Raw genomic sequence first — 26,622 nt, 5'->3', positions numbered from 1 at the left:
GCCCCGAACCCAACCACTTGACAAACACAGAGGAACCCTCAAGGAGTCCTTCACGGACTTCAGGACGCGGCCACATGGCGACAAATCGGGCATTCCGACACTGTTAGCGTCCTTTGTGGATAGTCAGCGGATGTGGGCTGCGCAGCTTGAGTCCCTGGCCGACGGCAATCAGCAAAGCGGCAGCTGCCCGGCGACCTCGGCTCGAGCGCGGTCACCAGCCTCACCGCCGCCCAACTGACCGCGAACGGCGAGCAGTCGCACACGTTCTCGCGACCCGCGCCCGAACGCAGCTGAAGCCTCCCCGATCTGCCGGGCTGCCCGCGGAGGCGGCTATCCGGACAGCTCCTTCTCCGCCGGGGTGCGGAACTTCGGCACCACTCGCGCCTCCCCCAGCCATTCGCTCAGCCGGGCTGCCTCGGCGTCCACCGCGGCGGTCTTGTCGGCTCCCACGTCCTCCAGCAGGCGAACCACGACTTCGCCGGACGGGCGGTGAGACCAGGCTCCGACGATCCGGCCGTCGCTCCAGACCGTGGGGCCGATATTGCCGCTGCGATCGAACAAGGCGGCGTGGTGCGGGCCGACGTACCAGTCTCGCGACTGCCAGCCCATCGCCGTTGGGTCCAGGGCCGGGAGCAGGGCGATCCACGGGTCGGGTGCGGGGACCGGGGCGAGGTCGTCGGGCAGGGCGATTGCCGGTTCGCCGTCCAGGTCCACCTCTGCCGGGCCGACGGCGGCCAGCGCCGTTTTCGTTTGGCCCGCATTCCAGCCGGTCCACCAGCGGAGGTCGGCGACCGGGGCGGGACCGAAGGCGTAAAGCCATCGCCGGGCCAGGGCGGCTCGGGCTTCGTCTTCGGAGAGGGCTGGCCAGTCAGCGGAACCAGGGGCGGGACGAGGTGGCCGGGCATCGGAGCGGCCCGAACGGGCACCGGCCGCGGGGCGGCCCGAACCGCCAACAGCGCCCGAACTGGAGCTGCCTCGCCCGGCTGCGCCACCGGAATCGGAGCGGCCCGAACCGCCAACGGCTTCCGAATCGGAGCGGCCTCGCCCGGTTCCGCCGCCGGGGTCGGCGTGACCCGAACCGGCACGGGCGGCGGGGCGGCCCGGGTTGTCGTCAGGGCCAGAGCCGGATCCGGCGGCGCCTTCTGCCAGCCAATCGGTCAGCGGGGACCAGTAGTACTGCGTGCTTTGCCAACTCCCCCGCGGGCGGCCCCGCACGATGTGTCCTTCTGCGGCCAGCTGGAACAACACCCGGCTGGTCACGTTGCCGATCGACTCGTACGGCTTTCCCTTAGCCATCTGCAGTTGCTGGCGCAGCCGCGGTTCGTCGTCCGCCAGTTGCTGGGCGGTTGCCGATCCTCTGGCGCGCAAGGCTTTTTCAACACTCGCCATCACCTCGTCCAGCCATTCGGCGGGATTCGGGACGTTGTCCGGGTGGCCCAGGGTGCCCAATTGCTTTTCCAGCAGGCGGCGTTGGCGGGCGGCGATGTCGTAGGAACAGGCCGCCTGTACCTGGGCGGCGGTGGCGACATCGGTGACGAACACGGTGCGCCGCATGCCCAACAACCGCAAAAGGGTGCGCCGGGAGTACAGGGCTTCTTCGACATCGGCGACCGAGACCCCGTGCACGCGCGACCACGAAGACAGGTACACCGAGGCGGGATCGGTGGCGTGCAGCGCGACGACGCCGTCGACTGCTTCCTCGACGGTCGTCGTCCGGGCCGCCAGGTGGTGGCGTACGCCGAGGCGGGCCCGGCGCTGGGCGAGGGTCATCTTCACGACTCGATTCCTACCAGGAGGGTCCGACAGAAATCGCCTCCGCGCTGGTCAAGTGGACATACCGGCGAGCATGGCGGTGCGTACACGAGCCCGGAACCACAGTTGGGCGGGGTCTGCGGCGGTGCGCGGGTGCCAGGCCAGGCCCAGTTCGATCGGGGGCAGGTCCAGCGGGATGTCGAAGGTTCGCAAGCCCAGAGCAGTCAGGAACGGGTCCAGCCAGCCCGCGATGCCGATGGTCACGAGATCGCTGCTGCTCGCCAGGATCAGGGCGCTCGGGTGGCCGGGGACTACTACGGCGACTCGGCGATGCAGGCCCAGCTGAGCCAGCGCGGTGTCGATCGGGCCGGATTGCTTGCCTCGGCGGGAGATGCCGATGTGCTCGGCGGCGGCGAAGCGCGCTGGATCCACCCGCGCGTCGAAGAGTGGATTTCCTTGCCGTGCAATGCCCAGGACTGCCGATTGCACCAGAGGTTCTGTGCGGGTTTCGGGGTCGTGATGACCGGCGGCACCGATCTCGAGGTCTACCCGGCCGTCGCGCAGGGCACCACTGTCCTCAGTGGACTCAGGCAGGAAGACGACCTCGACGTGCGGGGCTTCGGCCTGGATGCACGCGGCAAGGGGGCCAGCTAGGCCGCTGACCACCAGGTCGGCGGCTTGGATGGTGAAGGTGCGACGCAGGTCCGCGGGGGTGAAGCCGGGGCCGGGGCCCAGGATGCGGTCGGCGCGGTGCACCAGGGCGGTGACTTCGTCCTTCAGTTCCAGCGCGCGCGGGGTCGGGACCAGGCCTTGGCCCGCGCGCACCAGCAGCGGGTCACCGGCGGCGCGGCGCAGTTTGGCGAGGGTGCGGCTTACCGCGGCGGGCGAGCTGCCCAGTCTGGCCGCGGCGCGCGTGACGCTGCCTTCCTGCAGAAGGACGTCCAGTACGCGCAAGAGGTTGAGGTCCATGGCCATCCGGAAGGTTTGCGTGCAGCGGAAGAATTCCGTGCCGATTCTTGCATCGACGCGCAATCCGCGACAGCCCAGAGTGGAGCTGGCAAGCCACCAGAGGAGAAAACCTATGCGAGAAGCGATACTCGCGGTCGCGGGAGCGAAGGGGCCCGCGGTCGCGTTCTTCGACGTCGGGTCCGGGAAGCATCTCGGCACCGTCGAAGTGCCTGCCCAGCCGCACGATCTCTGCTTCGACCCGGTCCACCGGCTGGTCTGGTGCGCGAGCGCGTACCGCGACGGGGCCTATCACCGCCACGGCGAGCGGGCGACCGAGCTGACGGCGATCGATCCGGATTCGCGTGAGATTCTGGAGGTCGTCGATCTCTCGCCGGATCACGCGCCGCACGGGTTGGCGGTCGACCCGATGCGAGGGCTGTTGTACGCGACCGTCGAGGCTGGCCCGGGGAGCGAAGGTGGTCTCGTGGTGGTCGACACCGCGACGCGGCGACCGGTGCGGCATCTCGCGACCGGCGCGCCCGGGCCGCATTGGGTCACGATCAGCCCGGACGGGCGGCGCGGGTTCGTGACCAACAAGGAAGCGCCGTTCGTGTCCTTTGTGGACTTGGACAGTGGAGAGGTCGAACGCGTCTCCGTGCCGGGCAGCGAGGGGCTGGAGGTTTCCCGGGACGGCAAGCGGTTGTACGTCGCGACGCCGTATCTGGACAACGGCACCGAGCCGGTTCGCGCGACGCCCGGAGTCCGGGTGTTCGACGCGGTTACCGGGTCGCTCGAAACCGTCCTTCAGACGGAACGTCCGGTGCTGCCGATCCACTGCACAACCGCGGGCGAGGTGCTCGCCGCCGAGCTGGGCGGGCAGTTGCTGGCGTTTTCGGCTGCCAGCAACGAGTTGCTCGGCTCGATGGAGCTGCGGACGGAGTTTCCACTGGCCATCCTGTCCGATCCGGACGGCCGGATCGCCTTCGTGTCCGGAGCGGCATCGACCGCGGTGGAGGTCATCGATCTCGAGACCCGCACCCTGGTGACCACTTTGGACACCGAAGCGGCGGGAGCACCGGGCGGACACGGGCTGGCATACGTGCCCGTCGGCTGACGGGTCTCGGCGCGCGGTGTGCCGCCAGGACAGACCGCGCGCCAGCCGTCAGGCCGGTTGTTCTTCTTCGGCAGGCGAATCCACCGAAGGAGAAGTAGATGCCCGGCTGAACATCCGCGTCGCCGAAAGCCGTGCGACCCCGTCCGGATCCCCGAGGTCGTCGAGGGAGTTCCGGATCGTCGCGTCCACCGACAGGTACTTCCGCCCGGCGCGCAGGTCCGCGTCGTTGCGCAGCCGCACGATCAGCGGGAATTCCGCCAGCGCGCCCGCGTCGAACAGGCCAGTCGTGTAGATCAGCTGCACGCCCAACGCCTCCGCCACGGCCCGCTGCAGTTCCAGCAGGTACCCGGCAGAAGCACGGCCGATCGGGTTGTCCAGGAACAGCACACCCGAATGCCGGTTCCGCGCCTTGCCCCGGTTGTTGGCGCGCAAAGCCGCCAGCGTGCAGTACAGGATGATCGCCGCGGTCAGCTGCTGGCCGCCGGAGAAGACGTCGCGGATTTCGGACACCCGCTGACGTTCGGTGCGCAGCACGGAGTCCGGCTTGAGCATGTCGACCCGGTACCCCTTGGGCGAGGCGACGTGCACCCCGCGCAGCACCAGCGACAGCCCGTCGCGCTTCACGTCGCGGCCGTCGGCGGTCTTGCCCGCGGCCGCCTCGTCGACGACCTCGCCCAGTTTTTCCGCCAGCACATGGTCTTCCAGCTCGGTGAACCGGATCCGCAGGAATTCCTGGCCGGACCAGTCGCCGAGCCCGTCGGGCAGCCGCGACACCCGCTGCGCCGAGCGCAGGGTGCGCAACGCGCCCTCGACCATGCCCTGCAGCCGCGTGATGATGCCGCCGCGGTGCCGGTCGATCTGCGCGAGGTCGTCGGTGAGGGTCCGCAACCGGGGCCGCAGCGCCTCGCCCCATTCCGCCGCGTGCGCGGGAAGCTGGTCCCGCTTGACGGAAATCACCTGCTGCCGCACCGGCGTGCTGAGCTTCTCGAACCGCTTCTCGGTCGCGTACTGCGCCAGCTGGTCCGCCGCCGCGCGCACCCGCCGGTCGCCGGAGTCGGCCGCCGACTGCGCGTCGTTCAGCACGGTGTTGAGCTGGTTGTACCGAGTCCGCGCGGACTCGACATCGCCGTCGTACGCATCGGCCGGATCCTCAGAACGCAAGTGCGCCAACGATTCCGACAGCAGCCCGAAGCCGGACGCCGAAACCTTGGCCGCGTCCAGCGTCGCGTCCGCCGCCGCTCGGCGTTCCTGCAGCTCTTCCCACTTCCGGGCCGCCGCGGACACTTCCAGCGAAGCCGCGTCGATCAGCTCAAGACCGTGCTCGATGTCGCGCGGTCGCTCGGCCGGAGAAGCGACGCCGGTCTGCAACGGCAGGACGTCCAGCTCGGCCCGACGCGTCGACACCTGGCCGATCGCCTCGGTGCGCTCTTCCTCCAAAGCGTCGACGACCCGCCGCGCCCGCGCCAACGCCGCCGCCCGCGCGGAAGCGTCCGAACCGTCCGCTGTCTCCAGCAAGGTCGCGGCACGCACTCGGACCTCTTCGTCCAGTGCCTCCAGCGCGGACGAGGCCGCCGCCTCAGCGGATTCCGCCTGCTCCAACTCGGCGCGGAGGTCGCTGCCGACCTCGACCTTCGCATACGACTCCGACGCCGACGCAAAGGTGCGCCGCAAGGCGTCCACCGGTTCCGAAGGCGCTTCGACGTCCTCCGGCAGCTCCGCCGCGCCCGGCACCTCAGCCAGTTCGGAACGCGCGGTGGTGACGGTGCGGCGGTGTCCGTCGGCGGTCCGCTGCTCCTCCCCCGCCTGCTCGCGCAACCGCGCCGCCCGCGCCGACGCCTCGGCTGCCGACGTCTCCGCGCGTTCCGCGATTTCCGTTGCCCGCTCGACTTCTTCGGTCCATTCCGCGACGCGTGCGGCCCGAGTGGACAGTTCGCCGAGCCGACGCGCCTTCTCCTCGGCTTCCGCGGCAGCCGTCCGCAATGCCGGGACACGTTCCCGCAAAGAGGTGGCTTTTTCGCTCAACCGGGCGAATTCCGCCTCCGCCTGCCCGAGCGCGGTCTGCGCGGTCTCCCGCGCGACGCGAGCGGTTTCGGCCTGCTCAGCGAGCGTCCCGATCGCACCGGCCGGGTAGTCCTCGCGCCAGGTGGTGAGCTTCCACGTCAACGCGCCGTCGTTGGCCAGCGACTCCGACAGCTGCTCCAGCCGGCGCTGCCGTTCCGCATGCCGCTGCGCCACGGCTTCCCGCTCGGTGTCGGCGGCTTCCTCGTCGTACATCGCCGGGTTCGGCGGCACGAGGAACTCGACGCCCGCCGCCGCCGGGACATCGGCATCCTGGAACGCGTCCGTGGTGCCGACCGCGACGACCGCGCTCGGCAGCAGCCGCTCGGAGGACAGCACCTCACGCGCCCGCTTCACCTGCGCCGCGTCGTTCAGCAGCACCCCGGCGACGAGCTGCGGCATCCGCTCCAGCACCTCGTCGCGCCGCACCGAGTCCAGTTTGGACAGATAACGCCAGCCCGACCACGCGGTGATTCCGGCCTGCTCCAACGCATCCAGCGCGGCCTGCACGTCCTCCGGCGGCGGCAGCAGCCCGCCCGAACCGAGCGCGGCGAGCGCGCGTTCGTCGGCCGACTCCTCCATCCGCAGCGCGGTCTGTTCCTTCTCCACCGCCGCGCTCGCGTCCCGCAAACGCTGCAGCAGCACCGGAAGGTCGCTCTCCAGCTTGACGTCGTCCGCGCCGAGCAGCTCCATCAACCGCGGCTCAGCGGCCAGCGCGTCAGTACGCCGGTGCGCGCGTTCGAGGTCTTCGGCCGCGCGCACGAGACGGTCCTGAGTGGATCCGGCGAGCTGGTGTGCCTCGTTGACCGAACGCTGCGCCGCCTGCAGATCCTCGCCGGCCCGGTCGAGTTCCTGTTCCCGGCGAACGGATTCCGCCGTCGTGGCCTCCGCTTCGGCCCGCGCCGCCCTGGCCGACTCGGCGACGTCCGCACCGGACGTCAACAGTCCACTGCGGACCGACTCCGAGATCTCCTCGCGCAGCTCAGCGATCCGCGACGACAGCCCGCGTGCCTCAGCCCGACGGCCAGCGGCCAGGTTCGCCGCCTCGTCCCGCTCGGTCTGCGCCTTTTCCGCTTCAGCGCGCAACGCGTCCGCGTGCGCCTCGGCTTTGTCCGCCTGCCGCTGGGCATCACGCGCCAGCGAAATCAACCCGCGCCCCAACGCGACCGCCGCCGCATCCCGCGCGGCCAGCGCCGGTTTCGCCTTCTCCTCGCGGTTTCCGACCAGCTCGCGCAGGTCTTTCGCCTTGCGCGCGGCGTTCAACCGGTTCAGCACAGTCGCGGTTTCGCGCCACGCCTCGGCTTGCGTCTTCGCCTCGGCCAGCTCGCCGTCGACGCGCTCCCGTTCGATCTGCGCTTCTTCCAGCCGCAGCACCGCGACCAGCCGACGCAGCTCGGTGACACCCGCGGTCAGCCGCCGATGGTCGCCCTCGGCGAGCTTTTCGGCGGACCGCACCTCCTCGACGTGCTCCTCCAGACCCGACAGCCGCGCGTTCTCCAGCTCGTTGCGCGCGTGGATCCGCCCGGCCAGCTCGCCGAGGTCTTCCCGCGCCGATTCCGCGATCCGCCGCGACGCCGCGGCCACGCCCTCTTCCTCGGCAAGCGGGCCCAGCAGTTCCAGCGCACCCTCGACGAAGTCCTTCTCCGCCATCAGATCGCCGCGCTGCGACAGGTTGTTCGCGTACGTCGACACGACCTCGGCGAGGTCCTTCGGCTCGTCCTCGGACAGCACCGCGCGCAGCAGGAACTCCACGAACGCCTCGTCGGTGGAGAACTGGAACGCGTCGGCCGCCTCGCCCTCGCCCGCGTTCATCGCGCGCTGGTAGCGGAACAGCTCCGTGTCCAGGCCGAGCAGGTCGAGCCGCCCGGTCCACTCGTGGTGCCGGCGCGTCCAGAACAGCTCCAGCTCCGGTTCGGCCATCGCCGCGCCCGCGATCCGGTCGTGGAACCCGGACATCGTCAGCAGCCTGCCGTCCTCGGTCAGCGGCAGCGAATCGAGCGCGACGTCGGCGGTCGGGCGGAAGCAGTACCAGGAGTCGACCAGGTTTTCCGAGTCCGCGGACGTCACGTGCCCGCGCCACTCCGACACCTTGCCGGTGATCACCCGCTGCCCGGTCTCGACGTGCAGCCACTCCAGCACCACGTGCGCGACGTCCTTGGCCGTCACGAACTTCTCCAGCACCTTCGTGCTCGTGGTGCCCACGACCTGGCGCCGCCCGGGCAGCATGACCGAGAAGATCAGCTTGATCAGCACGGACTTGCCGCCGCCGTTCTCCAGGAACAGCACGCTCGCCGGCGACGGGCGGCGCACCGGGCCGCCCGCGTGGATGCCCGCGGAGAACAGCGCGTCCTGCTTCGGCGCGGTGATCGTGGCCCCGACGCCGCTGAAGTCCAGCACCACGTCCTGGTACCGGGCGCCCGCCGGGCCCACCGAATGCAGGCGGACCCGCGAAAGCTCGTACATCCGTTTCCCCTCTACCGCGCCTGTTCCGCCCGCTGGTCCGTGAAGGGAACCCTGAGGGACTCTGATTCCCTCAGGGTTCCCCTCACGGACTTCGGTTCCCTCACTGCAGCGTGTCCGAGGCGGTCGCGCGCAGTGTTCCCCCGGCCCCGGCGACCGCGACGACGTCGAGCGCGAGCAGGTCGTCGAACGCGGCGTCCGCGGCCAGCTCCCGCACCTGGATCTGATACCGCGGCGTCGTCCGGTAAGTGCCGCCCTGTTCGTCGCTCACCTGCACCAAAAAGCCTTGATCGGCAAGGAAACGCAGCGCCCGCGACACCATGCCGCGCGTCGTGTCCGCCGCCATCCGGCCGTCCTTCGTCGCCGCGGCGGCGGGACGGCGGGCGTACGCGCGCCATGCCTGCTCCAGCTCCGGCGCGTCCGCGAGCGGGTCGTTGTTCGCCTCGGCCAGCTGCGCCCGCTCGTCAAGCACGCGCGCGGCTTCGCGGACCATCGCGTCGACCTGCTCGACGCTCACGCGGCCGATGTAGGTGTCGTTGGCCAGGTCGTCCGGCCGCGGGTAGCCGAGCGCGGCCGTCGCGAGGTGGATCAGGCCGTGCAGCACCTTTTCCGTCTCGCGCCGCTCGCGGATCTTGGCTTGCCGCGCGTAGCTGTCCATCTTGATCTCGAAGACGGACTCGTCGGTGGCGGCGAGCACGCAGCCGGCCTGCTGCGTCACCTCCAGCACCATCAGCCCGAGCCCGGACGCGACGGCGTGGGTGAGCGCCTTGAACGCGTTGTCCTCGCCGTAGCGGCGCACCAGCTCGCCGTACACGACGTCGCGGGCGGGCAGTTGCTTCGGGCGCATGCCGAAAGCGACGAGGCGCGCGGCGGCCTCGGCGTCGACGCTCGTGTGCGTCACGGGCATCAGGCGACCTCCTCGGTCTCGTCGTGCTCGTCGTGGCCGATCGCAAAGCGCCCCAATGTGGCATTGGGTGCGTCGCACGCACCCAACGCCACATTGGGTGCGTCCCATGCACCCAACGCCACATTCGGTGCAGCACACGCACCCAATGTGGCATTGGGGCGTTCGAGGCGCGCCGAGAGAAACTTGCTCAAGCGACCTCCTCGGTCTCGTCGTCAGCTCGTTCGACCTCCGCGGTGGACAGCAGCAGATCGGCCCCGCCGAAGTCCGGGTCGTCGAGCAGGGTGCCGTCGTCGACGGCGAGCAGCACGTGGCGTTCCCCCTGCCGGCGCGCCGCGCCGACCTCGGGACTGTAAGCGTGCACCGCACGCAGCGCGACCAGGGACGCCAGGTTCGGCTGTCCGGAGCGGCGCGCGTCCTCCAGCAGCCCGGACAGCCGGCGCGGCACGTCGGGAAGGTCGAGCAGTTCGTCGGCGAGACGCCACACGTCGTCGCCGAAGCGGTCGGTCACCTCGGCGGGCACCAGCTCCGGTTCCGGCACCTCGCCGACCAGTTGGTCACGTTCCGGGGCGGGCCGCAGCAACAGCGACACCAGCGAGGACAGCGACGGCACGACCGGCGTCGTGATGCCCGCGACGGCGTGGAAGAAGTGCTCGGCGGGCGCGGTGGCGTCGGCGAGCGGCAGTCCGAGCGTCGGCATCAGGAGCTGGCCGAACAGGTCGATCGTGGCCCGCTGCGGCGGTCCGGAGAACTGCTGGCGGTCCTGTTCGGCGCGGAAGACCGCACCGGCGTCGGCCAGCCGCGACTGGAGCCGGGTGTGCCGCCGGATGCAGTCGGCGACGATGTCGACCAGTTCGGCCGCGCGGCGCTTGTGGTCGGCGTCCTCGGATTCGTCCCGTGCGGTGGTGATGTTCTTCAGGATCGCGTTTTCCGCGCGGAACCGGGACTCGATGTGCCCGAGCGCCGATTCGATCAGCTCCGGCACCTCGCTCTCCCAGTCGACCGCGCGCACGTCGCGGCGGGTGGCATCGAGCTTCGCGCGCAGCGTCTCGCCGTACTGCACGGTGCGGTAGCGCGCCTGTTCCGCGGCGAGCTTCGCGTCGGCGAGGCGGCCGCGGTTGATCAGGTTCTCCAGCTTCACCTCGGCCGCGATCTGCGCCGACTCGACGTCCGTGTCCAGCGCGCCGACCAGCACGTTGATCGCCTCGTCGGTGGCGCGCAGGTACACCTCGCCATCCGGAGCGGCCAGCTCGACCAGGAGCTTGAAGTCGAACTGGCGGCGCTGGTAGCCGCCGGGACCGAGCGAGCCGTAGACGCGCCGGAAGCCGCGGTCGGTGGTGCCGACGTTGATCAGGTTGTCCAGCACCCACTTCGCGACGCGCACGTGCTCTTCCGGCATCCGCGAGGGCGCCTGCAGCGAGATGAACGGCAGCAGCCGGTCGATGACCTGGTCGTGGCCCGCGCCGGTGTCGAAGTCCATCGCGATGGTGACCTGGTCGATCGTGTGCAGCGCGATCTCGGCCATCTGGTAGACGGTGGCGTCGGCCCAGTCGAGCTTCGCCTTGCGCGCGTCGAGGTCGTGCAACGGCGCGGTGCAGGCGAGCGCCTTCAGCCGACGGGTCAGCCCCTCGTCGGCGAGCCCGGCCGCGCCCATCTCGTCGTATCGCACAGCAGGTCAGGCTAGTCGGCCTGCCCGGGCGCCCGCACACGCGGACGGCTAGCGTGGCGGGCATGCGGGAGATGAGCAGGGCGGAGTGGTGGGAGTTCGCGAGCGAGGGCACGCGGACCGGGATGCTGGGGATCGTGCGGGCCAACGGGGCGCCCGTCGTCACGCCGGTGTGGTTTCTGCTGAACGAGGGGCCTGCCGGTGACGAATTGATCTTCACCACCGGCACCGACACGCTGAAAGGCAAGGCCCTGCGCCGCGACGCGCGGCTCTCGCTGGCCGTCGACGACCAGCGGCCGCCGTTCTCGTACGTCCAGTTCACCGCCGAAGCGGAGCTGCACCACGACCTCGACGAAATGCGGGAGTGGGCCACCCGGCTCGGCGCGCGGTACATGGGCGAGGAGAACGGCCCGGCCTACGGCGAGCGCAACGCCGTCCCCGAAGAATCCCTCGTCCGGGCGAGGATCACGAAGGTGATCGCGCGGGCGGACATCGCCGGCTTCTGACCTTCGGTTCACCCGGCAGCACGCTCCGCGGCACTCGCTGCGGAGCGTGATGCCGCGATCGCACTATTGACACCGCACCTGCCGAGGGTGTGTGATCTGTCCCGATAAATAGGAAACTTTCCTAACGAAGACTCTTGAGCATTTCCGCCGCCGCCCCGATCCCCCTCAAGCAGGAGGCCCCCGTGGCACGACGCTCGACGTTGAGCGCGCTGTTCGCCGGTACCGCGGCGACCGCGCTCGGCTGCGCACTGCTGACCCCCGTGACCGCGACCGCGGCGACCGGGGATTACGAGTCCGAGGACGCGACACTCTCCCAGGCCAAGATCGCCACGAACCACTCCGGGTACTCCGGCAAGGGATTCGTGGACTTCGACAATCTCGTCGGCAGCTACGCCGACTACTCGGTCAACGCGGCACAGGCCGGCACGCACACGCTGACCTTCCGCTACGCCAACGGAACCGCCGACGACCGGCCGATGAAGCTCGTGGTCGACGGCGGCGACAAGGGCACGGTTTCCTTCCCCGCCACGGGTTCCTGGACGACGTGGAAGACCGTCACCGCGACGGTGCAGCTCACCGCGGGCGTCAACCACGTCCGCACCGTTTCGGCGTCCGCGAACGGCGGGCCCAACACCGACAAGATCACCGACAGCTTCAGCGCACCGGCCGACAACGAGCCGCCGACGCCGCCGAAGAACTTCCAGGCGTCGAACATCCGGCCCACCGCGGCCGATTTCCGCTGGGACCCGGCGACGGACAACGTCGGCGTCACCCGGTACGAGATCAACCGCGGCGGCAACACGCTGAAGGTCGTGGACGGCAAAACGACCTCGGCGACCGTCGACCAGCTGACGCCGAACACGTCGTACGACATCTCGGTGATCGCCTACGACGCGGCGGGCAACCCGTCGCAGCCGAGCAACGTCGTCGGCGTGAAAACCCCGCCCAGCGACGACAAAACCCCGCCGAGCGTGCCCGGTTCGCTCAAGTCCACCGGCAGCACGTCGGACAGCATCTCGTTGTCCTGGAAGGCTTCCACCGACGACAGCGGCTCGATCGCGGGCTACGACGTGTACCAGGGCAAGGACGTCGTCTCGACCACGACGCAGACTTCGGCGACGGTCACCGACCTCAAGCCGAACACGTCCTACACGTTCACCGTGAAGGCGCGTGACCCCAACGGAAACGCGTCCGCGGCGAGCAACGCGGTCACCGCGAAGACCACCAACAGCAGCGGTGCCGGCGGTGGAATCCCTTCGTACGACAAGGACATCGCGAAGGTCGACCTCGGCTGGGCAGTCGGATTCCTGCCGAACGGCAACGCGCTGGTGACCGAACGGGACCGGTTCGAACTGCTGCAGATCACCCCGGACGGCAAGAAGACGACGCTCGGCAAGATCCCCGGCGTGGTCACGACGAACGGCGAGGGCGGGCTGCTCGGGCTGGCGATTTCGCCGCAGTGGAACACCGACCACGCGGTGTACCTGTACCACACGTCGTCCAGCGACAACCGGATCGTGAAGGTCACCTACGACGGCACCACGCTGTCGAAGACCACCACCCCGGTGCTGACCGGCATGTCGAAGAACCAGTACCACAACGGCGGCCGCATCGCGTTCGGCCCGGACGGCAAGCTGTACGCCACCGTCGGCGACGCGAAGGTGAAGGCCAACGCGCAGAACAAGAGCTCGCTCAACGGCAAGATCCTGCGGCTCAACCCGGACGGTTCCGCGCCGAGCGACAACCCGTTCTACGCCACCGGCGGCAACGCCCGGTATGTCTGGAGCTACGGGCACCGCAACCCGCAGGGCCTCGCCTGGGATTCGCAAGGGCGGCTGTGGTCGTCGGAGTTCGGCGAGAGCAGCCAGGACGAGCTGAACCTGATCCAGAAGGGCGGCAACTACGGCTGGTCGGCCTGCGAGGGCACGATCGGCGACTGCAGCGGGACGATCGCGCCGAAGAAGACGTGGCCGACCTCGCAGGCCGGGCCGTCGGGGATCGAGATCGTGAACGACTGGATCTACATCGCGGCGGTGACCGGCAAGCAGCTGTTCGCGACGCAGATCAAGGGCGACAGCATCGGCACGGTGTCCGCGGTGTTCTCCGGCCGCTGGGGCCGCCTGCGCTCGGTGACCAAGACCCCCGACGGGCACCTGTGGGTGACCTCGACGAACAACGACAAGCTCGGCGGCACGCCGGACACCATCGACAACGTGGTGGTGCAACTGAAGTTCCCCGGCGCGGCGATCGCCGGATAAGCCGCGGCAGGGGTGACCGGAGCGGCGCCGGTCACCCCTGCCGCACCTCATTCTTTCAGGCTCCGGCCACCAGTTCGTAACAACGGATGCGCGCCTTCGCGTCGAAGACCGGGACCGTGACCATGATTTCGTCCGCACCAGTCTGCTTCGCCAGCTCAGCCAGCCGCGCTTGGACCTGCTCCGGTTCGCCGTACGCCTGCGCCGCGCGGAAGTGCGCGAGCTGCGGAACCATCTCCGGCGCGAACTCGTACTCGGCGGCCTGCTCCGGCGTCAGCATCGGCTGGTCTCCCCCGCCGCCGGTGAGCAGGTGGGATTTGAGGACGTTCATCGGCCCGGACAGGTATTCGGCCTCGGCGTCAGTGTCCGCGCAGATCGTCTCTACGCACAGCAGCACGTACGGCTCGGACCGCCACTTCGACGGCTGGAACTTCTCCCGGTACCGCTCCAGCGAGGGCGCGGTGTTGTCCGGCCGGATGTGATGCGCGAACGCGATCGGCAGCCCGCGCTCGGCCGCGACCTCCGCGCCCGCCGGACTGGAGCTGAGCAGCCACGGCTCCGGAACGGTCACTCCGCCCGGGAGCACCTTCTCGCCGCCGAGATGCCTCAGCAACTCGTCGACATCCGCGTGGTAGTCGGCCTCTCCCGCCGGTTCGGCTCCTCGGCGCAGCGCCCGGATGATCTCCGGATCAAGCGCGCCGGGCCCGCGTCCGACGCCGAGGTCAACACGGCCGCCGCTAAGAGCGGAGAGCGTGCCGAACTGCTCGGCCAGCGCGAACGGCGCGTGGTTCGGCGCGAGGACCCCGCCGGACCCGACCCGCACCTGCGACGTCACCGCGGCCGCGTACGCCGCGAGCACCTGCGGGGACGCGCTGGCGATGGCCGGGGAACCGTGATGCTCGGCGAACCAGAGGCGGTGGTAGCCAAGGTCGTCGAGCCGCCGAGCGACTGTGGAAAGCGGCCCGAGCGCCGCCGTGGCCGACTGCCCGGCTTCGACGAGCGCGAGTTCAAGTGCGGAAAGCGGCACATCGATCATGGCCCCCACGGTAGCGAACCCGGTGGTGTGGCGGGGGTGATTTGTCCACTGTGGACGGGGTTTTGCCGGGGCGACGCCGCTGAGCCGGGCGGGGTGCGGTCCGGGTGCCCTCGTGAGCGCTAATCCCGGTTCTCACCGGCATCGCCACGCACGAGCCCGCCTGGCAGCGGACCAGGGCTTCCTCGCGGGTTCGTCGCGGCTGGGACCGCGGGCGTTGCGCGCCTCTCGCCTTGGCTGGCACCGGCTGCCGTCCTTCTTCTCGGCCACAGCACCAGCAGCCGCGCCGCCCCCAGCCAGGTGCCAAGCGCCTCTCGCCTTGCCTGGCACCGGCTGCCGTCCTTCTCCTCGGCCGCAGCACCAGCAGCCGCGCCGCCCCCAGCCAGGTGCCAAGCGCCTCTCGCCTTGCCTGGCACCGGCTGCCGTCCTTCTCCTCGGCCGCAGCACCAGCAGCCGCGCCGCCCTCAGCCACGTGCCGAGCGCCTCTCGCCTGCCAGCGCCGCAGCCGTCGTTCCCCTCGGCCGCGGCGCCAGCAGCAGCCGTCAGGCTTCTTCTTCCAGCATTTCCGGCGTCACCGCTGATTCGGTGTCCGGGATGCTCAGTTCCTTCGCCCGCTTGTCCGCCATCGCCAGCAGCCGCCGGATTCGTCCGGCTACCGCGTCTTTCGTCATCTGCGGGTCGGACAGCTGGCCCAGTTCCTCGAGCGACGCCTGGCGGTTCGACAGCCTCAAGCGGCCGGCGGCGAGCAGGTGGTCCGGGGCGGTGTCGCCCAGGATCTCCAGCGCGCGCTCCACCCGGGCAGCCGCCGCGACTGCCGCGCGGGCCGAGCGGCGCAGGTTCGCGTCGTCGAAGTTGGCGAGGCGGTTGGCGGTCGCGCGGACCTCCCGGCGCATCCGGCGTTCTTCCCACTGCAGCACGCTCGTGTGCGCGCCCAGGCGGGTCAGCAGGGCTCCGATGGCGTCACCGTCGCGGACCACGACCCGGTCCGCGCCCCGTACCTCGCGGGACTTCGCCTGGATGCCCATCCGGCGGGCGGCACCGACCAACGCCAGCGCCGCTTCCGGACCCGGGCAGGTCACTTCCAGCGACGACGAACGGCCCGGTTCGGTCAGCGAGCCATGCGCCAGGAAGGCACCGCGCCAGGCCGCTTCGGCGTCGGCCACCCCGCCGGACACCACGGCGGCGGGCAGGCCGCGCACGGGGCGTCCGCGCTGGTCGATCAGGCCGGTTTGCCGAGCCAAGCCCTCGCCGTCCTTCACCACGCGCACGACGTACCGCGTCCCCTTGCGCAGGCCGCCGCTCGCGGTGATCACGTGCACGTCCGAATGATGCCCGTACAGCTCGTGGATCTCCTTGCGCAGCCGCCGCGCGACCGAACCCGTGTCCAGCTCCGCCTCGACCACGACGCGGCCGGCCACGATGTGCAGCCCGCCCGCGAAGCGAAGCAGCGACGCGACCTCCGCCCGGCGCGGCCCGATCTTCGTGATCTCGAGCCGGCTCAGTTCGTCCTTCACCGCGGCGGTCATCGCCATGTACTGCCCCTCCTGCCTTTCGCTGCGCGCCCGCCGTCACCCACAGTGCTCCCCGCCGAGGCCTAGTGCCTCTCGCATGCACTGGGCGAGCGCACCAGGATCATGCCGTCCCGCCACGACCGGGTCGGCCACCGCCCCCAGGCAGGCCCTCGCTCCCAGGCGTTCGGCCGCCCGGCGCAGGCTTGCCGGGTCAGGGACGGAATCACGGTCCGCGACGACGGCGTCGACCCGCAGCGCGGGCGCGTGCTCGAAGAGTACGTCCAGATGCCGCTCCGGGGAGAATCCGCCGGTTTCCCCCGGTTGGGGGACAAGATTCAGCACGACGACCTTGGTGGCGCTCGTGCGCACGAGCGCGTCGTGCAGATCCGGGACCAGCACGTGCGGCAGCACGCTGGTGAACCACGAGCCGGGGCCGAGGAACACTACGTCCGCCTCCAGCACCGCCTCGATCGCCTCCGCGCAGCCGCGCGGCGGGCGTTCCTGGCGGCCCGCCGGGTGCAAGGTGATGCGGTGCACCTGGCCGGGCGTGCTGGCGACCGCGACCTGGCCGCGGATCCGCCGGATCGCGTCCGGGTTCTCGCTGTCGAGGCCGCTGACCTCGCCCTCGATCTCCAGCGGCTCCGGCGACATCGGCAGCACGCGGCCGGAGATGCCCATCAGCCTGCTCGCCTCGTCGAGCGCGGCCACCGGGTCGCCGAGCACCTCGAACAGCCCGGCGAGCAGCAGGTTGCCCACCGCGTGCCCGGCGAGCGCGCCGTCGCCGCCGAAGCGGTGCTGGAACACCTCCGCCCAGAGCCGCCCGCCGTCCTCCGCGGCGAAGGCGGCGAACGCCTGGCGCAGGTCGCCCGGCGGCAGCAGCCCCAGTTCGCGCCGCAGCCTGCCGGACGACCCGCCGTCGTCGGCCACCGTCACCACCGCCGTGACGGCGCGGGTGATCCGCCGGAGCGCGGTCAGCGTCGCGTGCAGCCCGTGTCCCCCGCCCAGCGCCACCGCGCGCACGTCACTCCCGGCCAAGATCCCGGTGCACCACCTTTACTGCCATGCCGTCCTCATTGGACAGTCGCTGGGCGAGTTCCTCGGAGATCGCGACGCTGCGGTGCTTGCCGCCGGTGCAGCCGACCGCGAGCGTCAGGTACCGCTTGCCCTCGCGCTTGTAGCCCGCGCCGATGAGCCGCAGCAGCTGGTGGTAGCGGTCGAGGAATTCCTCGGCGCCTTCCTGCGACAGCACGTAATTGCGCACCTCGCCGTCGAGGCCGGTGTGCTCGCGCAGCTCCGGGATCCAGAACGGGTTCGGCAGGAACCGCACGTCCATCACCAGGTCGGCGTCCATCGGCAAACCGTACTTGTAGCCGAAGGACAACACGGTGACGCGGGTCTGCGTGCTGGCCTCGGAACCGAACGCGTCCTCGATTTTCGCGCGCAGGTCGTGCACCGACAGCGCGGACGTGTCGAGCACCAGGTCGGCCTCTTCGCGCAGCGGCGAAAGCAGCTTGCGCTCGGCGGTGATGCCGTCGGCGAGCCTGCCGTCGCCCTGCATCGGGTGGCCGCGGCGGACCGATTCGAAGCGGCGCACCAGCACCGCGTCGGTGGCCTCGAGGAACAGCACGCGCGGCTTGTACCCGCGCGCGTCCAGGTCCTTGATCACCGAGGCCAGGTCGTCGGTGAACGCGCGCGAACGCACGTCCATCACCACCGCCACCTTCGTGATCGCCCCCCGCGCCTGCGCGCCGAGCTCGACCATCGTGGCGATCAGCTCCGGCGGCAGGTTGTCGACCACGAACCAGCCGAGGTCCTCCAGGCATTTGGCCGCCGTGGAGCGGCCGGCGCCGGAGAGGCCCGACACGACCGCGACCTCCATCCCGCTGCCCCGTTTTTCCTCTTCCGCACTCACTTGTGTGCTTCCTTCCCGATCACGACCCCTGGTCCCCTCCCGGTACTGCCCGCGGTGCGGCGCCGGTCTCCCCGGCCAGTGCCGCCACCACGGCCTCGGCGGTGCGCCTGCCGAAACCGGGCACCGCTTCGATTTCCTCGACCCGGGCCTGCTTGAGCTTCTTCACCGAGCCGAAGTGCTTGATCAGCGCGGTGCGCCGAGCCTGCCCGAGTCCGGGCACACTGTCCAATTCGGACGTCTGCATGCGCTTGGCGCGTTTTTCGCGGTGGTAGCGAATGGCGAACCGGTGCGCCTCGTCGCGCAGCCGCTGCAGCAGGAACAGCGCGTCGGACGTGCGCGGCAGGATCATCGGATCCGGTTCTCCGGGCAGCCACACCTCTTCGAGCCGCTTCGCGAGCCCGACGACGGCGATGTCGGTGATGCCGAGTTCGGCGAGCACGTCCGCGGCCGCGGTGGCCTGCGGGCCCGCGCCGTCGACGACCAGCAGGTTCGGCGGGTAGGCGAACTTGCGCGGGCGGCCGGTCTCCGGGTCGATCCCGGCGCGCACCGGGCGGACCGCCTCGTCCCCCGCTTCCTCGGCGGTCTCGTCCGCGATTTCCGTTGTCTCGGCGGCGTTTTCCGCGGTTTCCTTGAGATAACGGTGGAATCGCCGACGCACGACCTCCGCGATGGACGCGACGTCGCCCTCGGTCGCCGCCTCGCGCAGCGCGAACTTGCGGTACTCGGACTTGCGCGGCAGCCCGTCCTCGAACACCACCAGCGACGCCACGACGTCGCTGCCCTGGATGTGGCTGATGTCGATGCATTCGATGCGCAGCGGCGCGGTGTCGAGCGCCAGGTAGTCCTGGAGTTCCTGCAGCGCCGCGGACCGCGCGGTGAGATCGCCCGCGCGGCGCAGTTTGTGCTGGGTGAACGCCTCCTTGGCGTTGCGCTCCACCGTTTCCGCGAGCGCCTTCTTGTCGCCGCGCTGCGCGACCCTCAGCCGCACGCGCGACCCGCGCAGGCCGGACAGCCACTCGGCGACCGCGTCGGCGTCCGCGGGCAGCTCCGGCACCAGCACCTCGCGCGGGACGACCGGGCCGGTCTCGACGTCGTCGCGGCCCACGCGGTCGGATTCCTCGCCGTAGAACTGGGTGAGGAAGTGGTCGACCAGCGCCTGGACGTCCATCTCCTCGGCCTTGTCGATCACCCACCCGCGCTGCCCGCGCACGCGCCCGCCGCGCACGTGGAACACCTGTACGGCGGCCTCGAGTTCGTCGTGCGCGAAGGCGACGACGTCCGCGTCCGTGCCGTCGCCGAACACCACGGCTTGCTTCTCCATCGCGCGACGCAACGCGCCCAAGTCGTCCCGCAGCCGCGCGGCGCGTTCGAACTCCAACTCCTCGGACGCGGCGGCCATCTCGCGTTCGAGCCGCTTCACCATCGCGTCCGTGCGGCCGGCGAGGAAGTCGCAGAAGTCCTCGACGATCGCCCGATGTTCGTCCGCGGACACCCGGCCCACGCACGGGGCCGAGCACTTGTCGATGTAGCCGAGAAGGCACGGCCGCCCGATCTGCCCGTGGCGGCGGAAGACGCCGGTGGAACAGGTGCGGGCCGGGAAAACGCGCAGGAGAAGGTCGAGCGTCTCGCGGATCGCCCACGCGTGCGAGTACGGCCCGAAGTAGCGGACGCCCTTCTTGCGCGCGCCTCGGTAGACGTGCAGCCGGGGGAATTCCTCGTTCAGCGTGACGGCGAGGACCGGGTAGCTCTTGTCGTCGCGGTAGCGGACGTTGAACCGGGGGTCGAACTCCTTGATCCAGTTGTACTCCAGCTGGAGCGCCTCGACCTCGGTGCCGACGACGGTCCACTCGACGCTCGCCGCGGTGGTGACCATCTGCCGCGTGCGCGGATGAAGGCCGGACAGGTCGGCGAAGTACGAGTTCAGCCTGCTGCGCAGGCTCTTCGCTTTGCCGACGTAGATGACCCGCTTGGCGTCGTCGCGGAACTTGTAGACGCCAGGCGAGTCCGGGATGCTCCCCGGCTGAGGTCGGTAGGTGGTCGGATCAGCCACGTGCCCCACTGTATGGCGAGGGTCCGACAGTTTCCGTGAGACCCCTTGCTGCGGGCGGCTTCGACCTCTCAGGAAAGCTGCTCAGCCGAGTCCAGCAGGTACTGCGGCAGCTTGCTGCTCGCGGCCAGGACCTCGACGCCCACCAGTTGCCCGCTCTCGCCGAAATCGAGGTTGATCATCCCGTCGACCGCGACGGGGTCGCACGGATACATGTACGCCGACTTCGTGGAATCGCCCGGAGCCGTGAAATAGATGTAGGCCGCGTTGGCTACTCGGTCGTAAGTGACTCTGACTTCCGCCATCGCTTCTCCCCGTCTTCGCCGGTAGAAGCCGGCCTGCCGTAGCCTAGCCTCGCCGGCCCGCCGAACGATCAGGGAGCAGCCATGACCGTCCGCGTCGCCACCTGGAACGTCAACTCCATCGTTCCCCGGCTGCCCCGCGTGCTCGACTGGCTCGACCGCACCGCGCCGGATGTCCTCTGCCTGCAGGAGCTCAAGAACACCACCGAAGCCTTCCCCGCCGAAGAGATCACCGCGCGCGGGTACGAGGTCGCCGCGTATGGGCTGGGACGATGGAACGGTGTCGCGATCCTCTCCAAGATCGGGCTCGACGACGTGGTGCGCGGGCTGCCGGGCGAACCGGGCTTCGACGGGCAGGCCGAGGCGCGCGCGATCGGCGCGACGTGCGGCGGGATCCGCATCTGGTCGGTGTACGTGCCGAACGGGCGCGAGCCGGAAAACCCGCACTACGCCTACAAACTCGAGTGGTTCGAGAAGCTCAGCGACCTCGTCGGCGAAGAACTGAACCACGCCCGCCCGTTCGCGGTGCTCGGCGATTTCAACGTCGCGCCAACCGACCAGGACGTCTGGGACATCTCGGTTTTCGCCGAGTCCACGCACGTCACCGAGCCCGAACGAGCAGCGCTGAAGAAGCTCCGCGACGCGGGACTGTCCGACGTTTTCCCGCGGCCGCTGAAGTACGACCACCCGTTCACGTACTGGGACTACCGCGGTGGGAACTTCCCCAACAACAAGGGAATGCGCATCGACCTCGTCTACGGGAACGAGGTTTTCGCCAAGGCGGTCACCGATTCCTACGTGGACCGCGAGGCCCGCAAGGGCAAGGGACCGTCCGACCACGCGCCGATCGTCGCGGATCTGGAACTGGATCCGGAACTGTAAGAACTCAGGCCTCGGTGGCGGCCCGGTGCAGCTTTCGCAGCGCGCGCACCGCCAGCACCGCGCGTTCCCGGTCCACGGCCTGCACGGCCATCACCGAGAAGTACTCGTCGTCCGGCAGTTCCAGCCGGGCCCACGACGCGCCGTCCGGGAAGCTGATCGACAGCACCTGATCCCAGGTGAACACGCGGCGCGCGAGGACGTTGCGGACCTCGATGCCGGTGGCGTCCGCGCGGACGCGGGCGTTGCCGAACAGCATCGTGCCCGCCGACAGCGCGATGCCGATGCCGATCATCGCGATCTGGTCCGACACCTCGAACACGGCTCCGGTGTGCGAGCCGCGCAGCAGGACCGCGACCACCACGAACGCCGCGAGCAGCGCCACCGCCAGCACGCTGCACATGACGAGCGCCCGGCGCGGCCGGATCACGAGGGTGGTGTGCTGCTCGGTCATCACGCTCACACGAATCCCCGCTCGGTCCACGGCTTGCCCAGACCGCGCAGCACGTGCGCGGTGTCGAGCGCCGCCACGGCCGCTTCGTAGCCTTTGTCCTCCACGGAGCCGGGCATGCCGGAGCGGTCGAGCGCCTGCTGCTCGGTGTCGCAGGTCAGGACGCCGTTGCCGACCGGGGTGCTCTCGTCGAGCGCGACCCTGGTGAGGCCCGCGGTGACCGCGTCGCACACGTACTCGAAGTGCGGGGTGCCGCCGCGGATCACGACGCCCAGCGCGACGACCGCGTCGTGGTTGCGTGCCAGCGCCTGTGCCGCGACCGGAAGCTCCACCGCGCCCGCGACGCGGACGACTGTGGGCTCTTCCTCCAGCTCGGCGTCCTTGGCCGCGGCGAGCGCGCGTTCCAGCAACACGTCGGTGATCTTCGCGTTCCACCGCGTCGCGACGACCGCCAGCCGCAGGGACTTGCAGTCGCGCAGGTCGAGCGCGGCTTCCGGCCGCCCCTCGCCGCTCATCGCGTGGTGTCCTCCTCGGTGCCCTGGTCGGACGCCCCGACCTGGTCGTAGTGCTCGAGCTGGCTGAGGTCGTGCCCCATCCGGTCGCGCTTCGTGCGCAGGTACCGCAGGTTTTCCGGGTTCGGCGAGATCGGCAGCGCGACCCGGCCGGTGACGCGCAGGCCGTAGCCCTCGAGGCCGACCCGCTTCGCCGGGTTGTTCGTGAGCAGCCGCATCGACCGGACGCCGAGGTCGCACAGGATCTGCGCGCCGGTGCCGTAGTCGCGCGCGTCGGCGGGCACGCCCAGCGCCAGGTTCGCGTCGACGGTGTCCGCACCCGCGTCCTGCAGCTGATACGCCTGAAGCTTGTGCAGCAGGCCGATTCCGCGGCCCTCGTGCCCTCGGATGTACAGCACGACCCCGCGGCCCTCGTCGGCCACCTTCTGCAGCGCGGCGTCGAGCTGCGGGCCGCAGTCGCAGCGCAGCGAGCCGAAAACGTCGCCGGTGAGGCATTCGGAGTGGACGCGGACCAGGATGTCCTCGCCGTCGCCGATCTCGCCGTACACGAAGGCGACGTGCTCGATCCCGTCGAGCAGGCTGTCGTACCCGACCGCGCGGAACTCGCCCGCGGGCAGCGGGATCCGCGCCTCGGCGACGCGCTCGACCTGCTTCTCGGTGCGCCGCCGGTAAGCGATCAGGTCCGCGATCGAGATGATCTTCAGGTCGTGGTCGGCGGCGAACACTTCCAGCTCGTCGCGCCGGGCCATGTCGCCCTCGTCCTTCTGCGACACGATCTCGCAGAGCGCGCCCGCCGGGTGCAGGCCCGCCAGCCGGGCCAGGTCCACCGCGGCCTCGGTGTGCCCGGGACGGCGCAGCACGCCGCCTTCCTTGGCACGCAGCGGCACCACGTGCCCGGGGCGGCGGAAGTCCTTCGCGGTGGCTTCGGGATCGGCCAGCAGCCGGGTGGTGTGCGCGCGGTCGGTGCCGGAGATGCCGGTGGTGATGCCCTCCGCCGCGTCGACCGTGACGCTGTACGCGGTCCCGCGCTGGTCCTGGTTCGTGTGGTACATCGGCGGCAGGTCGAGCCGGTCCGCCTCGGATTCGGTCAGCGCGACGCACACGTAGCCCGAGGTGTAGCGCACCATGAACGCGAGCAGCTCCGGCGTCGCCTTCTCGGCGGCGAAGATGAGGTCGCCCTCGTTCTCGCGGTCCTCGTCGTCGACGACGACCACCGCTCGCCCGGCGGCGATGTCCGCGATCGCGGCCTCGATGGCGTCAACGTCCACCACCGCGCCCGCCCCGCACGGGGTCCAACCGGTCTGCGGCTCGGCCGCCTTCGTCTCGCTCACGGGTGCTCCTTCGCTGCCGCCGCCGGGTGGATGTCACACATTGTGCGCGTTCGCCGCCACGTGTGGCGCAGTGAGCTTCTCCACGTACTTCGCGACGACGTCCACTTCGAGGTTCACGTGGTCGCCTTCTTCCCGCCTGCCGAGGGTCGTCACCTCGAGCGTGGTGGGGATCAAAGCGACCGAAAACCGGTCCTCCGAGACGCTCGCGACGGTGAGCGAAACGCCGTCGACGGCGATCGAACCCTTCTCCACGACGTACCGCGACAAGGCCGGGGGCAGGGAGAACGTCGTCACGCCGCGCTCGTCGCGGGAAACGAAAACGCCGGTGCCGTCCACGTGGCCCTGCATGATGTGCCCGCCGAGCCGCCCGCCCGCCGGGGTCGCGCGCTCGAGGTTCACCGCGTCGCCGACGGCCACCTTCGCGAGGCTCGAACGCTGGAGTGTTTCGTTCACCACATCGACGGTGAACTCGCCGCCGGAGACCGTGACGACGGTCAGGCACACGCCGCTGACCGCGATCGAATCGCCGTGGCCCGCGTCCGAAGTGACCAACGGGCCGCGCACGGTGAGCCGAGCCGCGTCGGTGAGCTGCTCGACCGCGGTGACCTCGCCGACCTCTTCGACAATTCCCGTGAACACTGCTGCCTCCTCGCCCGGCCGCCGCCCTCGGTGGCCCTTCCATCCAACACCCGTCCGGCCCCGGGAGCTTCCCGGGCCGTACGTCAGCTGACGCGGAGGCGAGCGGCCTGCGCACGCAGGGCGGCGACGGCGCGGCCCGGGTCCTCGGCGCCGTAGACAGCCGAGCCCGCGACGAAGCAGTCGACGCCCGCTTCGGCGGCCTGTTCGATGGTGTCGGCGTTGATCCCGCCGTCGATCTCGACGACCAGCTTGAGGTGCCCGGTGTCGACCAGGCGGCGCGCGGTGCGCACCTTCTCCAGGACGTCGGCGATGAACGACTGCCCGCCGAAGCCCGGTTCGACCGACATGACGAGCAGCGTGTCGTAGTGCTTGAGGGTTTCGAGGTGCGGTTCGAGCGGTGTGCCCGGCTTGATCGACAGCCCCGCCTTCGCGCCCGCGGCGCGCAGGTTCTTCGCCAGCATGACCGGGTCCGCGGCGGCTTCCGCGTGCACCGTGACGTTGTACGCGCCGGCCTCGGCGTAGCCGATCGCCCAGCGGTCCGGGTCGTCGATCATCAGGTGGCAGTCGATCGGGACGTCGGTCGACTTGAGGATCGACTGGACCACCGGGAGGCCGAGGGTCAGGTTGGGCACGAAGTGCGCGTCCATGACGTCCACGTGCACCCAGTCGGCCCGGGTCTCCCCGGGGCGCGCGACGGCCGCGATCTCCTCGCCGAGCTTGGCGAAGTCGGCGGACAGGATGCTGGGTGCGATGAGAGGTGAAGCCACGACCCGAGTGTAGGAGGACCCGGTTCCGGCCTGTTCACCGGCCGTGACCCCACCGGAGTTCGCTTTCCGGACACCGGGCGCTCATCCGGATTCTCCGTATCGAACACATCGGCGAGCACTAATGGGTCACCACCGGAAGTTCCGGACGAGAAGCACCCCGAGGAGAATCATGAGAACCGTCTTGGCAGGCCGCCGCAAGTGGCTGGCCGCGGGCGCGCTGGGCGTCGCGATGGTCGCCGCGGCCCCGGTCGCGATCGCCGCGCAGGGCAACCAGGACGACCAGGGCGCGCGCGCCGCTTCGGCCGGCGCGGGCGACCGCACGCAGGAGGTCCGCCAGGCGATCCAGGGCGGCCACGCGCGCAACGTCATCCTGTTCATCGGCGACGGCATGGGCCAGTCCGAGATCACCTCGGCGCGCAACTACGAGCGCGGCGCGGCCGGCCGGCTCGCGATGGACGAATTCCCGCTGACCGGTGACTACACCACCTACGCGGTCGAGAAGGGCAACCCGGCGAAGCCGGACTACGTCACCGACTCCGCGGCGTCCGGCACCGGCTGGGCGACCGGCACGAAGACCTACAACGGCGCGATTTCCGTGGACGCCTACGGCAACCCGGTCCCGACGCTGCTCGAGCTCGCCAAGCGCGGCGGCCTGCGCACCGGCGACGTGACCACCGCCGAGGTCCAGGACGCGACCCCGGCCGTGCTCGGCGCGCACGTCGTCGACCGCGACTGCAAGGGCCCGGACGAGACCGCCAAGAAGTGCGCGCAGAACGCCAAGGAGAACGGCGGCGCGGGCTCGATCTCCGAGCAGCTCGTGCAGACCCGCCCGGACGTGCTCCTCGGCGGCGGCGCGAAGTACTTCGACCAGAAGGCCACCGCGGGGCAGTTCAAGGGCAAGCCGGTTCTGGAGCAGGCCAAAGCCGCCGGGTACAACGTGGTGAACACGGCTGACGACCTGGCGAAGGCTCGTCCGGGCAAGCCGCTGCTCGGGCTGTTCGCGTCGGGCAACATGCCGGTGAACTGGACCGGCCCGAAGGCGACGCAGGGCGGCACCGCGCCGACTCGCTGCACCCCGAACCCGGCCCTGCCGAAGACGCAGCCGAAGCTGGTGGCTCAGACGCAGAAGGCGTTGCAGTTGCTGGAGGACCGGCGCAGCAACAAGGGCTTCTTCCTGCAGGTCGAGGGTGCTTCGATCGACAAGCAGGATCACGCGGCCGACCCGTGTGGGCAGATCGGCGAGACGATCGACTTCGACGCGGCTGTCGCGGCTGGGCTTGCTTACGCCCGCAGCCACACGGACACGCTGGTTGTGGTGACCGCGGATCACGGGCACACCAGCCAGATCGTGTCCAACGACGCCAAGACGCCTGGCCAGACCGCGACGCTGATCACCAACGAGGGCGCGAACATGACCCTCAACTACGGCACCGCGCTGCCCGGTTCCTCGATGGAACACACCGGCACGCAGGTCCGCATCGCGGCTTACGGGCCGCAGGCGGCGAACGTCGTGGGGCTGACCAACCAGACCGACCTGTTCGGCACGGTGAAGCGCGCACTTCGCCTGCGCTGAGC

21 protein-coding genes and 1 pseudogene are annotated in these 26,622 nt (G+C 70.3%); 5 read left to right on the top strand and 17 right to left on the bottom strand.

Features of this window, described 5'->3' with window-relative positions; genetic code table 11:
• Positions 1-330 precede the first annotated feature (330 nt).
• Both ACFORO_RS25520 and ACFORO_RS25515 read right to left on the bottom strand, forming a co-directional pair.
• On the bottom strand, positions 331-1,770 hold the full coding sequence (locus ACFORO_RS25520; RefSeq protein ID WP_377874163.1) for a winged helix DNA-binding domain-containing protein: 1,440 nt from the start codon (positions 1,768-1,770) through the stop codon (positions 331-333).
• Between the two features lie 54 nt (positions 1,771-1,824).
• On the bottom strand, positions 1,825-2,721 hold the full coding sequence (locus ACFORO_RS25515; RefSeq protein WP_377874142.1) for a LysR family transcriptional regulator: 897 nt from the start codon (positions 2,719-2,721) through the stop codon (positions 1,825-1,827).
• 112 nt (positions 2,722-2,833) lie between these two features.
• Between ACFORO_RS25515 and ACFORO_RS25510 the strand changes: the two genes are divergently transcribed.
• Positions 2,834-3,814, top strand: a complete 981-nt coding sequence (locus ACFORO_RS25510) for a YncE family protein (RefSeq protein ID WP_377874143.1) — start codon at positions 2,834-2,836, stop codon at positions 3,812-3,814.
• Positions 3,815-3,862: 48 nt separating this feature from the next.
• Here ACFORO_RS25510 and ACFORO_RS25505 read toward each other — a convergent pair whose 3' ends face one another.
• From ACFORO_RS25505 to ACFORO_RS25490, 4 genes are all read right to left on the bottom strand, one after another.
• On the bottom strand, positions 3,863-8,335 hold the full coding sequence (locus tag ACFORO_RS25505) for a hypothetical protein (protein WP_377874144.1): 4,473 nt from the start codon (positions 8,333-8,335) through the stop codon (positions 3,863-3,865).
• 100 nt (positions 8,336-8,435) lie between these two features.
• Positions 8,436-9,239, bottom strand: coding sequence for a hypothetical protein (locus ACFORO_RS25500; protein ID WP_037814632.1), 804 nt, complete (start codon positions 9,237-9,239; stop codon positions 8,436-8,438).
• The gene (locus ACFORO_RS25495; RefSeq protein WP_377874145.1) at positions 9,239-9,430 is read right to left on the bottom strand and encodes a hypothetical protein; all 192 of its coding nucleotides are present in this window, start codon (positions 9,428-9,430) and stop codon (positions 9,239-9,241) included. The genes ACFORO_RS25500 and ACFORO_RS25495 overlap by 1 nt, the downstream gene beginning before the upstream one ends.
• On the bottom strand, positions 9,427-10,890 hold the full coding sequence (locus ACFORO_RS25490) for a hypothetical protein (RefSeq protein ID WP_377874164.1): 1,464 nt from the start codon (positions 10,888-10,890) through the stop codon (positions 9,427-9,429). Before ACFORO_RS25490 ends, ACFORO_RS25495 begins: the two co-directional genes overlap by 4 nt.
• A gap of 77 nt (positions 10,891-10,967) precedes the next feature.
• On the opposite strand from ACFORO_RS25490, the gene ACFORO_RS25485 reads away from it, so the two are divergent.
• Both ACFORO_RS25485 and ACFORO_RS25480 read left to right on the top strand, forming a co-directional pair.
• Positions 10,968-11,408, top strand: a complete 441-nt coding sequence (locus tag ACFORO_RS25485) for a PPOX class F420-dependent oxidoreductase (RefSeq protein ID WP_377874146.1) — start codon at positions 10,968-10,970, stop codon at positions 11,406-11,408.
• Positions 11,409-11,617: 209 nt separating this feature from the next.
• Positions 11,618-13,663: pseudogene (locus tag ACFORO_RS25480) on the top strand (PQQ-dependent sugar dehydrogenase); the annotation flags it as partial.
• A gap of 58 nt (positions 13,664-13,721) precedes the next feature.
• On the opposite strand, the gene ACFORO_RS25475 reads toward ACFORO_RS25480, so the two are convergent.
• The 6 genes from ACFORO_RS25475 to ACFORO_RS25450 form a co-directional block, all read right to left on the bottom strand.
• Positions 13,722-14,699, bottom strand: a complete 978-nt coding sequence (locus ACFORO_RS25475; protein WP_377874148.1) for an LLM class flavin-dependent oxidoreductase — start codon at positions 14,697-14,699, stop codon at positions 13,722-13,724.
• Positions 14,700-15,238: 539 nt separating this feature from the next.
• Positions 15,239-16,228, bottom strand: coding sequence for a DNA-binding protein WhiA (whiA, locus tag ACFORO_RS25470; protein WP_093574335.1), 990 nt, complete (start codon positions 16,226-16,228; stop codon positions 15,239-15,241).
• Positions 16,229-16,264: 36 nt separating this feature from the next.
• Positions 16,265-17,227, bottom strand: a complete 963-nt coding sequence (locus tag ACFORO_RS25465; RefSeq protein ID WP_354738665.1) for a gluconeogenesis factor YvcK family protein — start codon at positions 17,225-17,227, stop codon at positions 16,265-16,267.
• 1 nt (position 17,228) lies between these two features.
• On the bottom strand, positions 17,229-18,086 hold the full coding sequence (gene rapZ / locus ACFORO_RS25460) for an RNase adapter RapZ (protein WP_020658140.1): 858 nt from the start codon (positions 18,084-18,086) through the stop codon (positions 17,229-17,231).
• Between the two features lie 52 nt (positions 18,087-18,138).
• Positions 18,139-20,169 (bottom strand): excinuclease ABC subunit UvrC, encoded by a 2,031-nt coding sequence (gene uvrC / locus ACFORO_RS25455; protein ID WP_377874149.1) that lies wholly within the window; start codon positions 20,167-20,169, stop codon positions 18,139-18,141.
• Between the two features lie 68 nt (positions 20,170-20,237).
• Positions 20,238-20,471: a DUF2283 domain-containing protein gene (locus ACFORO_RS25450; RefSeq protein WP_377874150.1), complete on the bottom strand. Its 234-nt coding sequence runs from the start codon at positions 20,469-20,471 to the stop codon at positions 20,238-20,240.
• An 81-nt stretch (positions 20,472-20,552) separates the two neighbouring features.
• On the opposite strand from ACFORO_RS25450, the gene ACFORO_RS25445 reads away from it, so the two are divergent.
• Entirely contained in the window at positions 20,553-21,350 is a 798-nt protein-coding gene (locus tag ACFORO_RS25445; RefSeq protein ID WP_377874151.1) for an exodeoxyribonuclease III, read from the top strand.
• A 4-nt stretch (positions 21,351-21,354) separates the two neighbouring features.
• Here ACFORO_RS25445 and ACFORO_RS25440 read toward each other — a convergent pair whose 3' ends face one another.
• From ACFORO_RS25440 to rpe, 5 genes are all read right to left on the bottom strand, one after another.
• Positions 21,355-21,801 carry a PH domain-containing protein gene (locus tag ACFORO_RS25440; RefSeq protein ID WP_377874152.1) on the bottom strand — a complete coding sequence of 149 codons (447 nt, stop codon included), beginning with the start codon at positions 21,799-21,801 and terminating at the stop codon, positions 21,355-21,357.
• A gap of 5 nt (positions 21,802-21,806) precedes the next feature.
• Positions 21,807-22,313 carry a 6,7-dimethyl-8-ribityllumazine synthase gene (gene ribH / locus ACFORO_RS25435; RefSeq protein WP_067579223.1) on the bottom strand — a complete coding sequence of 169 codons (507 nt, stop codon included), beginning with the start codon at positions 22,311-22,313 and terminating at the stop codon, positions 21,807-21,809.
• Entirely contained in the window at positions 22,310-23,581 is a 1,272-nt protein-coding gene (locus tag ACFORO_RS25430) for a bifunctional 3,4-dihydroxy-2-butanone-4-phosphate synthase/GTP cyclohydrolase II (protein ID WP_354738663.1), read from the bottom strand. Before ACFORO_RS25430 ends, ribH begins: the two co-directional genes overlap by 4 nt.
• Before the next feature lie 93 nt (positions 23,582-23,674).
• The gene (locus ACFORO_RS25425; RefSeq protein WP_344267282.1) at positions 23,675-24,280 is read right to left on the bottom strand and encodes a riboflavin synthase; all 606 of its coding nucleotides are present in this window, start codon (positions 24,278-24,280) and stop codon (positions 23,675-23,677) included.
• A gap of 83 nt (positions 24,281-24,363) precedes the next feature.
• On the bottom strand, positions 24,364-25,047 hold the full coding sequence (rpe, locus tag ACFORO_RS25420; protein ID WP_377874153.1) for a ribulose-phosphate 3-epimerase: 684 nt from the start codon (positions 25,045-25,047) through the stop codon (positions 24,364-24,366).
• A 169-nt stretch (positions 25,048-25,216) separates the two neighbouring features.
• On the opposite strand from rpe, the gene phoA reads away from it, so the two are divergent.
• Positions 25,217-26,620, top strand: a complete 1,404-nt coding sequence (gene phoA, locus ACFORO_RS25415; protein WP_377874154.1) for an alkaline phosphatase — start codon at positions 25,217-25,219, stop codon at positions 26,618-26,620.
• Positions 26,621-26,622 lie beyond the last annotated feature (2 nt).

It is taken from the genome of Amycolatopsis halotolerans, assembly GCF_042647905.1.
GTDB lineage: Bacteria > Actinomycetota > Actinomycetes > Mycobacteriales > Pseudonocardiaceae > Amycolatopsis > Amycolatopsis halotolerans.
The sequence above is the reverse complement of the archived record's forward strand: the minus strand, read 5'-3'. Positions and strand labels throughout refer to the sequence as shown.

What these genes read in the sequence shown, in the direction of transcription:
- ACFORO_RS25440 (WP_377874152.1), bottom strand. Translation starts at nt 21,801, where the DNA reads ATGACCGAGCAGCACACCACCCTCGTGATCCGGCCGCGCCGGGCGCTC.
- whiA (WP_093574335.1), bottom strand. Translation starts at nt 16,228, where the DNA reads ATGGCGATGACCGCCGCGGTGAAGGACGAACTGAGCCGGCTCGAGATC.
- ACFORO_RS25450 (WP_377874150.1), bottom strand. Translation starts at nt 20,471, where the DNA reads ATGGCGGAAGTCAGAGTCACTTACGACCGAGTAGCCAACGCGGCCTAC.
- ACFORO_RS25475 (WP_377874148.1), bottom strand. Translation starts at nt 14,699, where the DNA reads ATGATCGATGTGCCGCTTTCCGCACTTGAACTCGCGCTCGTCGAAGCC.
- ACFORO_RS25490 (WP_377874164.1), bottom strand. Translation starts at nt 10,890, where the DNA reads ATGGGCGCGGCCGGGCTCGCCGACGAGGGGCTGACCCGTCGGCTGAAG.
- ACFORO_RS25510 (WP_377874143.1), top strand. Translation starts at nt 2,834, where the DNA reads ATGCGAGAAGCGATACTCGCGGTCGCGGGAGCGAAGGGGCCCGCGGTC.
- ribH (WP_067579223.1), bottom strand. Translation starts at nt 22,313, where the DNA reads ATGAGCGGCGAGGGGCGGCCGGAAGCCGCGCTCGACCTGCGCGACTGC.
- ACFORO_RS25520 (WP_377874163.1), bottom strand. Translation starts at nt 1,770, where the DNA reads ATGACCCTCGCCCAGCGCCGGGCCCGCCTCGGCGTACGCCACCACCTG.
- ACFORO_RS25515 (WP_377874142.1), bottom strand. Translation starts at nt 2,721, where the DNA reads ATGGACCTCAACCTCTTGCGCGTACTGGACGTCCTTCTGCAGGAAGGC.
- ACFORO_RS25500 (WP_037814632.1), bottom strand. Translation starts at nt 9,239, where the DNA reads ATGCCCGTGACGCACACGAGCGTCGACGCCGAGGCCGCCGCGCGCCTC.
- ACFORO_RS25485 (WP_377874146.1), top strand. Translation starts at nt 10,968, where the DNA reads ATGCGGGAGATGAGCAGGGCGGAGTGGTGGGAGTTCGCGAGCGAGGGC.
- phoA (WP_377874154.1), top strand. Translation starts at nt 25,217, where the DNA reads ATGAGAACCGTCTTGGCAGGCCGCCGCAAGTGGCTGGCCGCGGGCGCG.
- rapZ (WP_020658140.1), bottom strand. Translation starts at nt 18,086, where the DNA reads ATGGAGGTCGCGGTCGTGTCGGGCCTCTCCGGCGCCGGCCGCTCCACG.
- ACFORO_RS25445 (WP_377874151.1), top strand. Translation starts at nt 20,553, where the DNA reads ATGACCGTCCGCGTCGCCACCTGGAACGTCAACTCCATCGTTCCCCGG.
- ACFORO_RS25505 (WP_377874144.1), bottom strand. Translation starts at nt 8,335, where the DNA reads ATGTACGAGCTTTCGCGGGTCCGCCTGCATTCGGTGGGCCCGGCGGGC.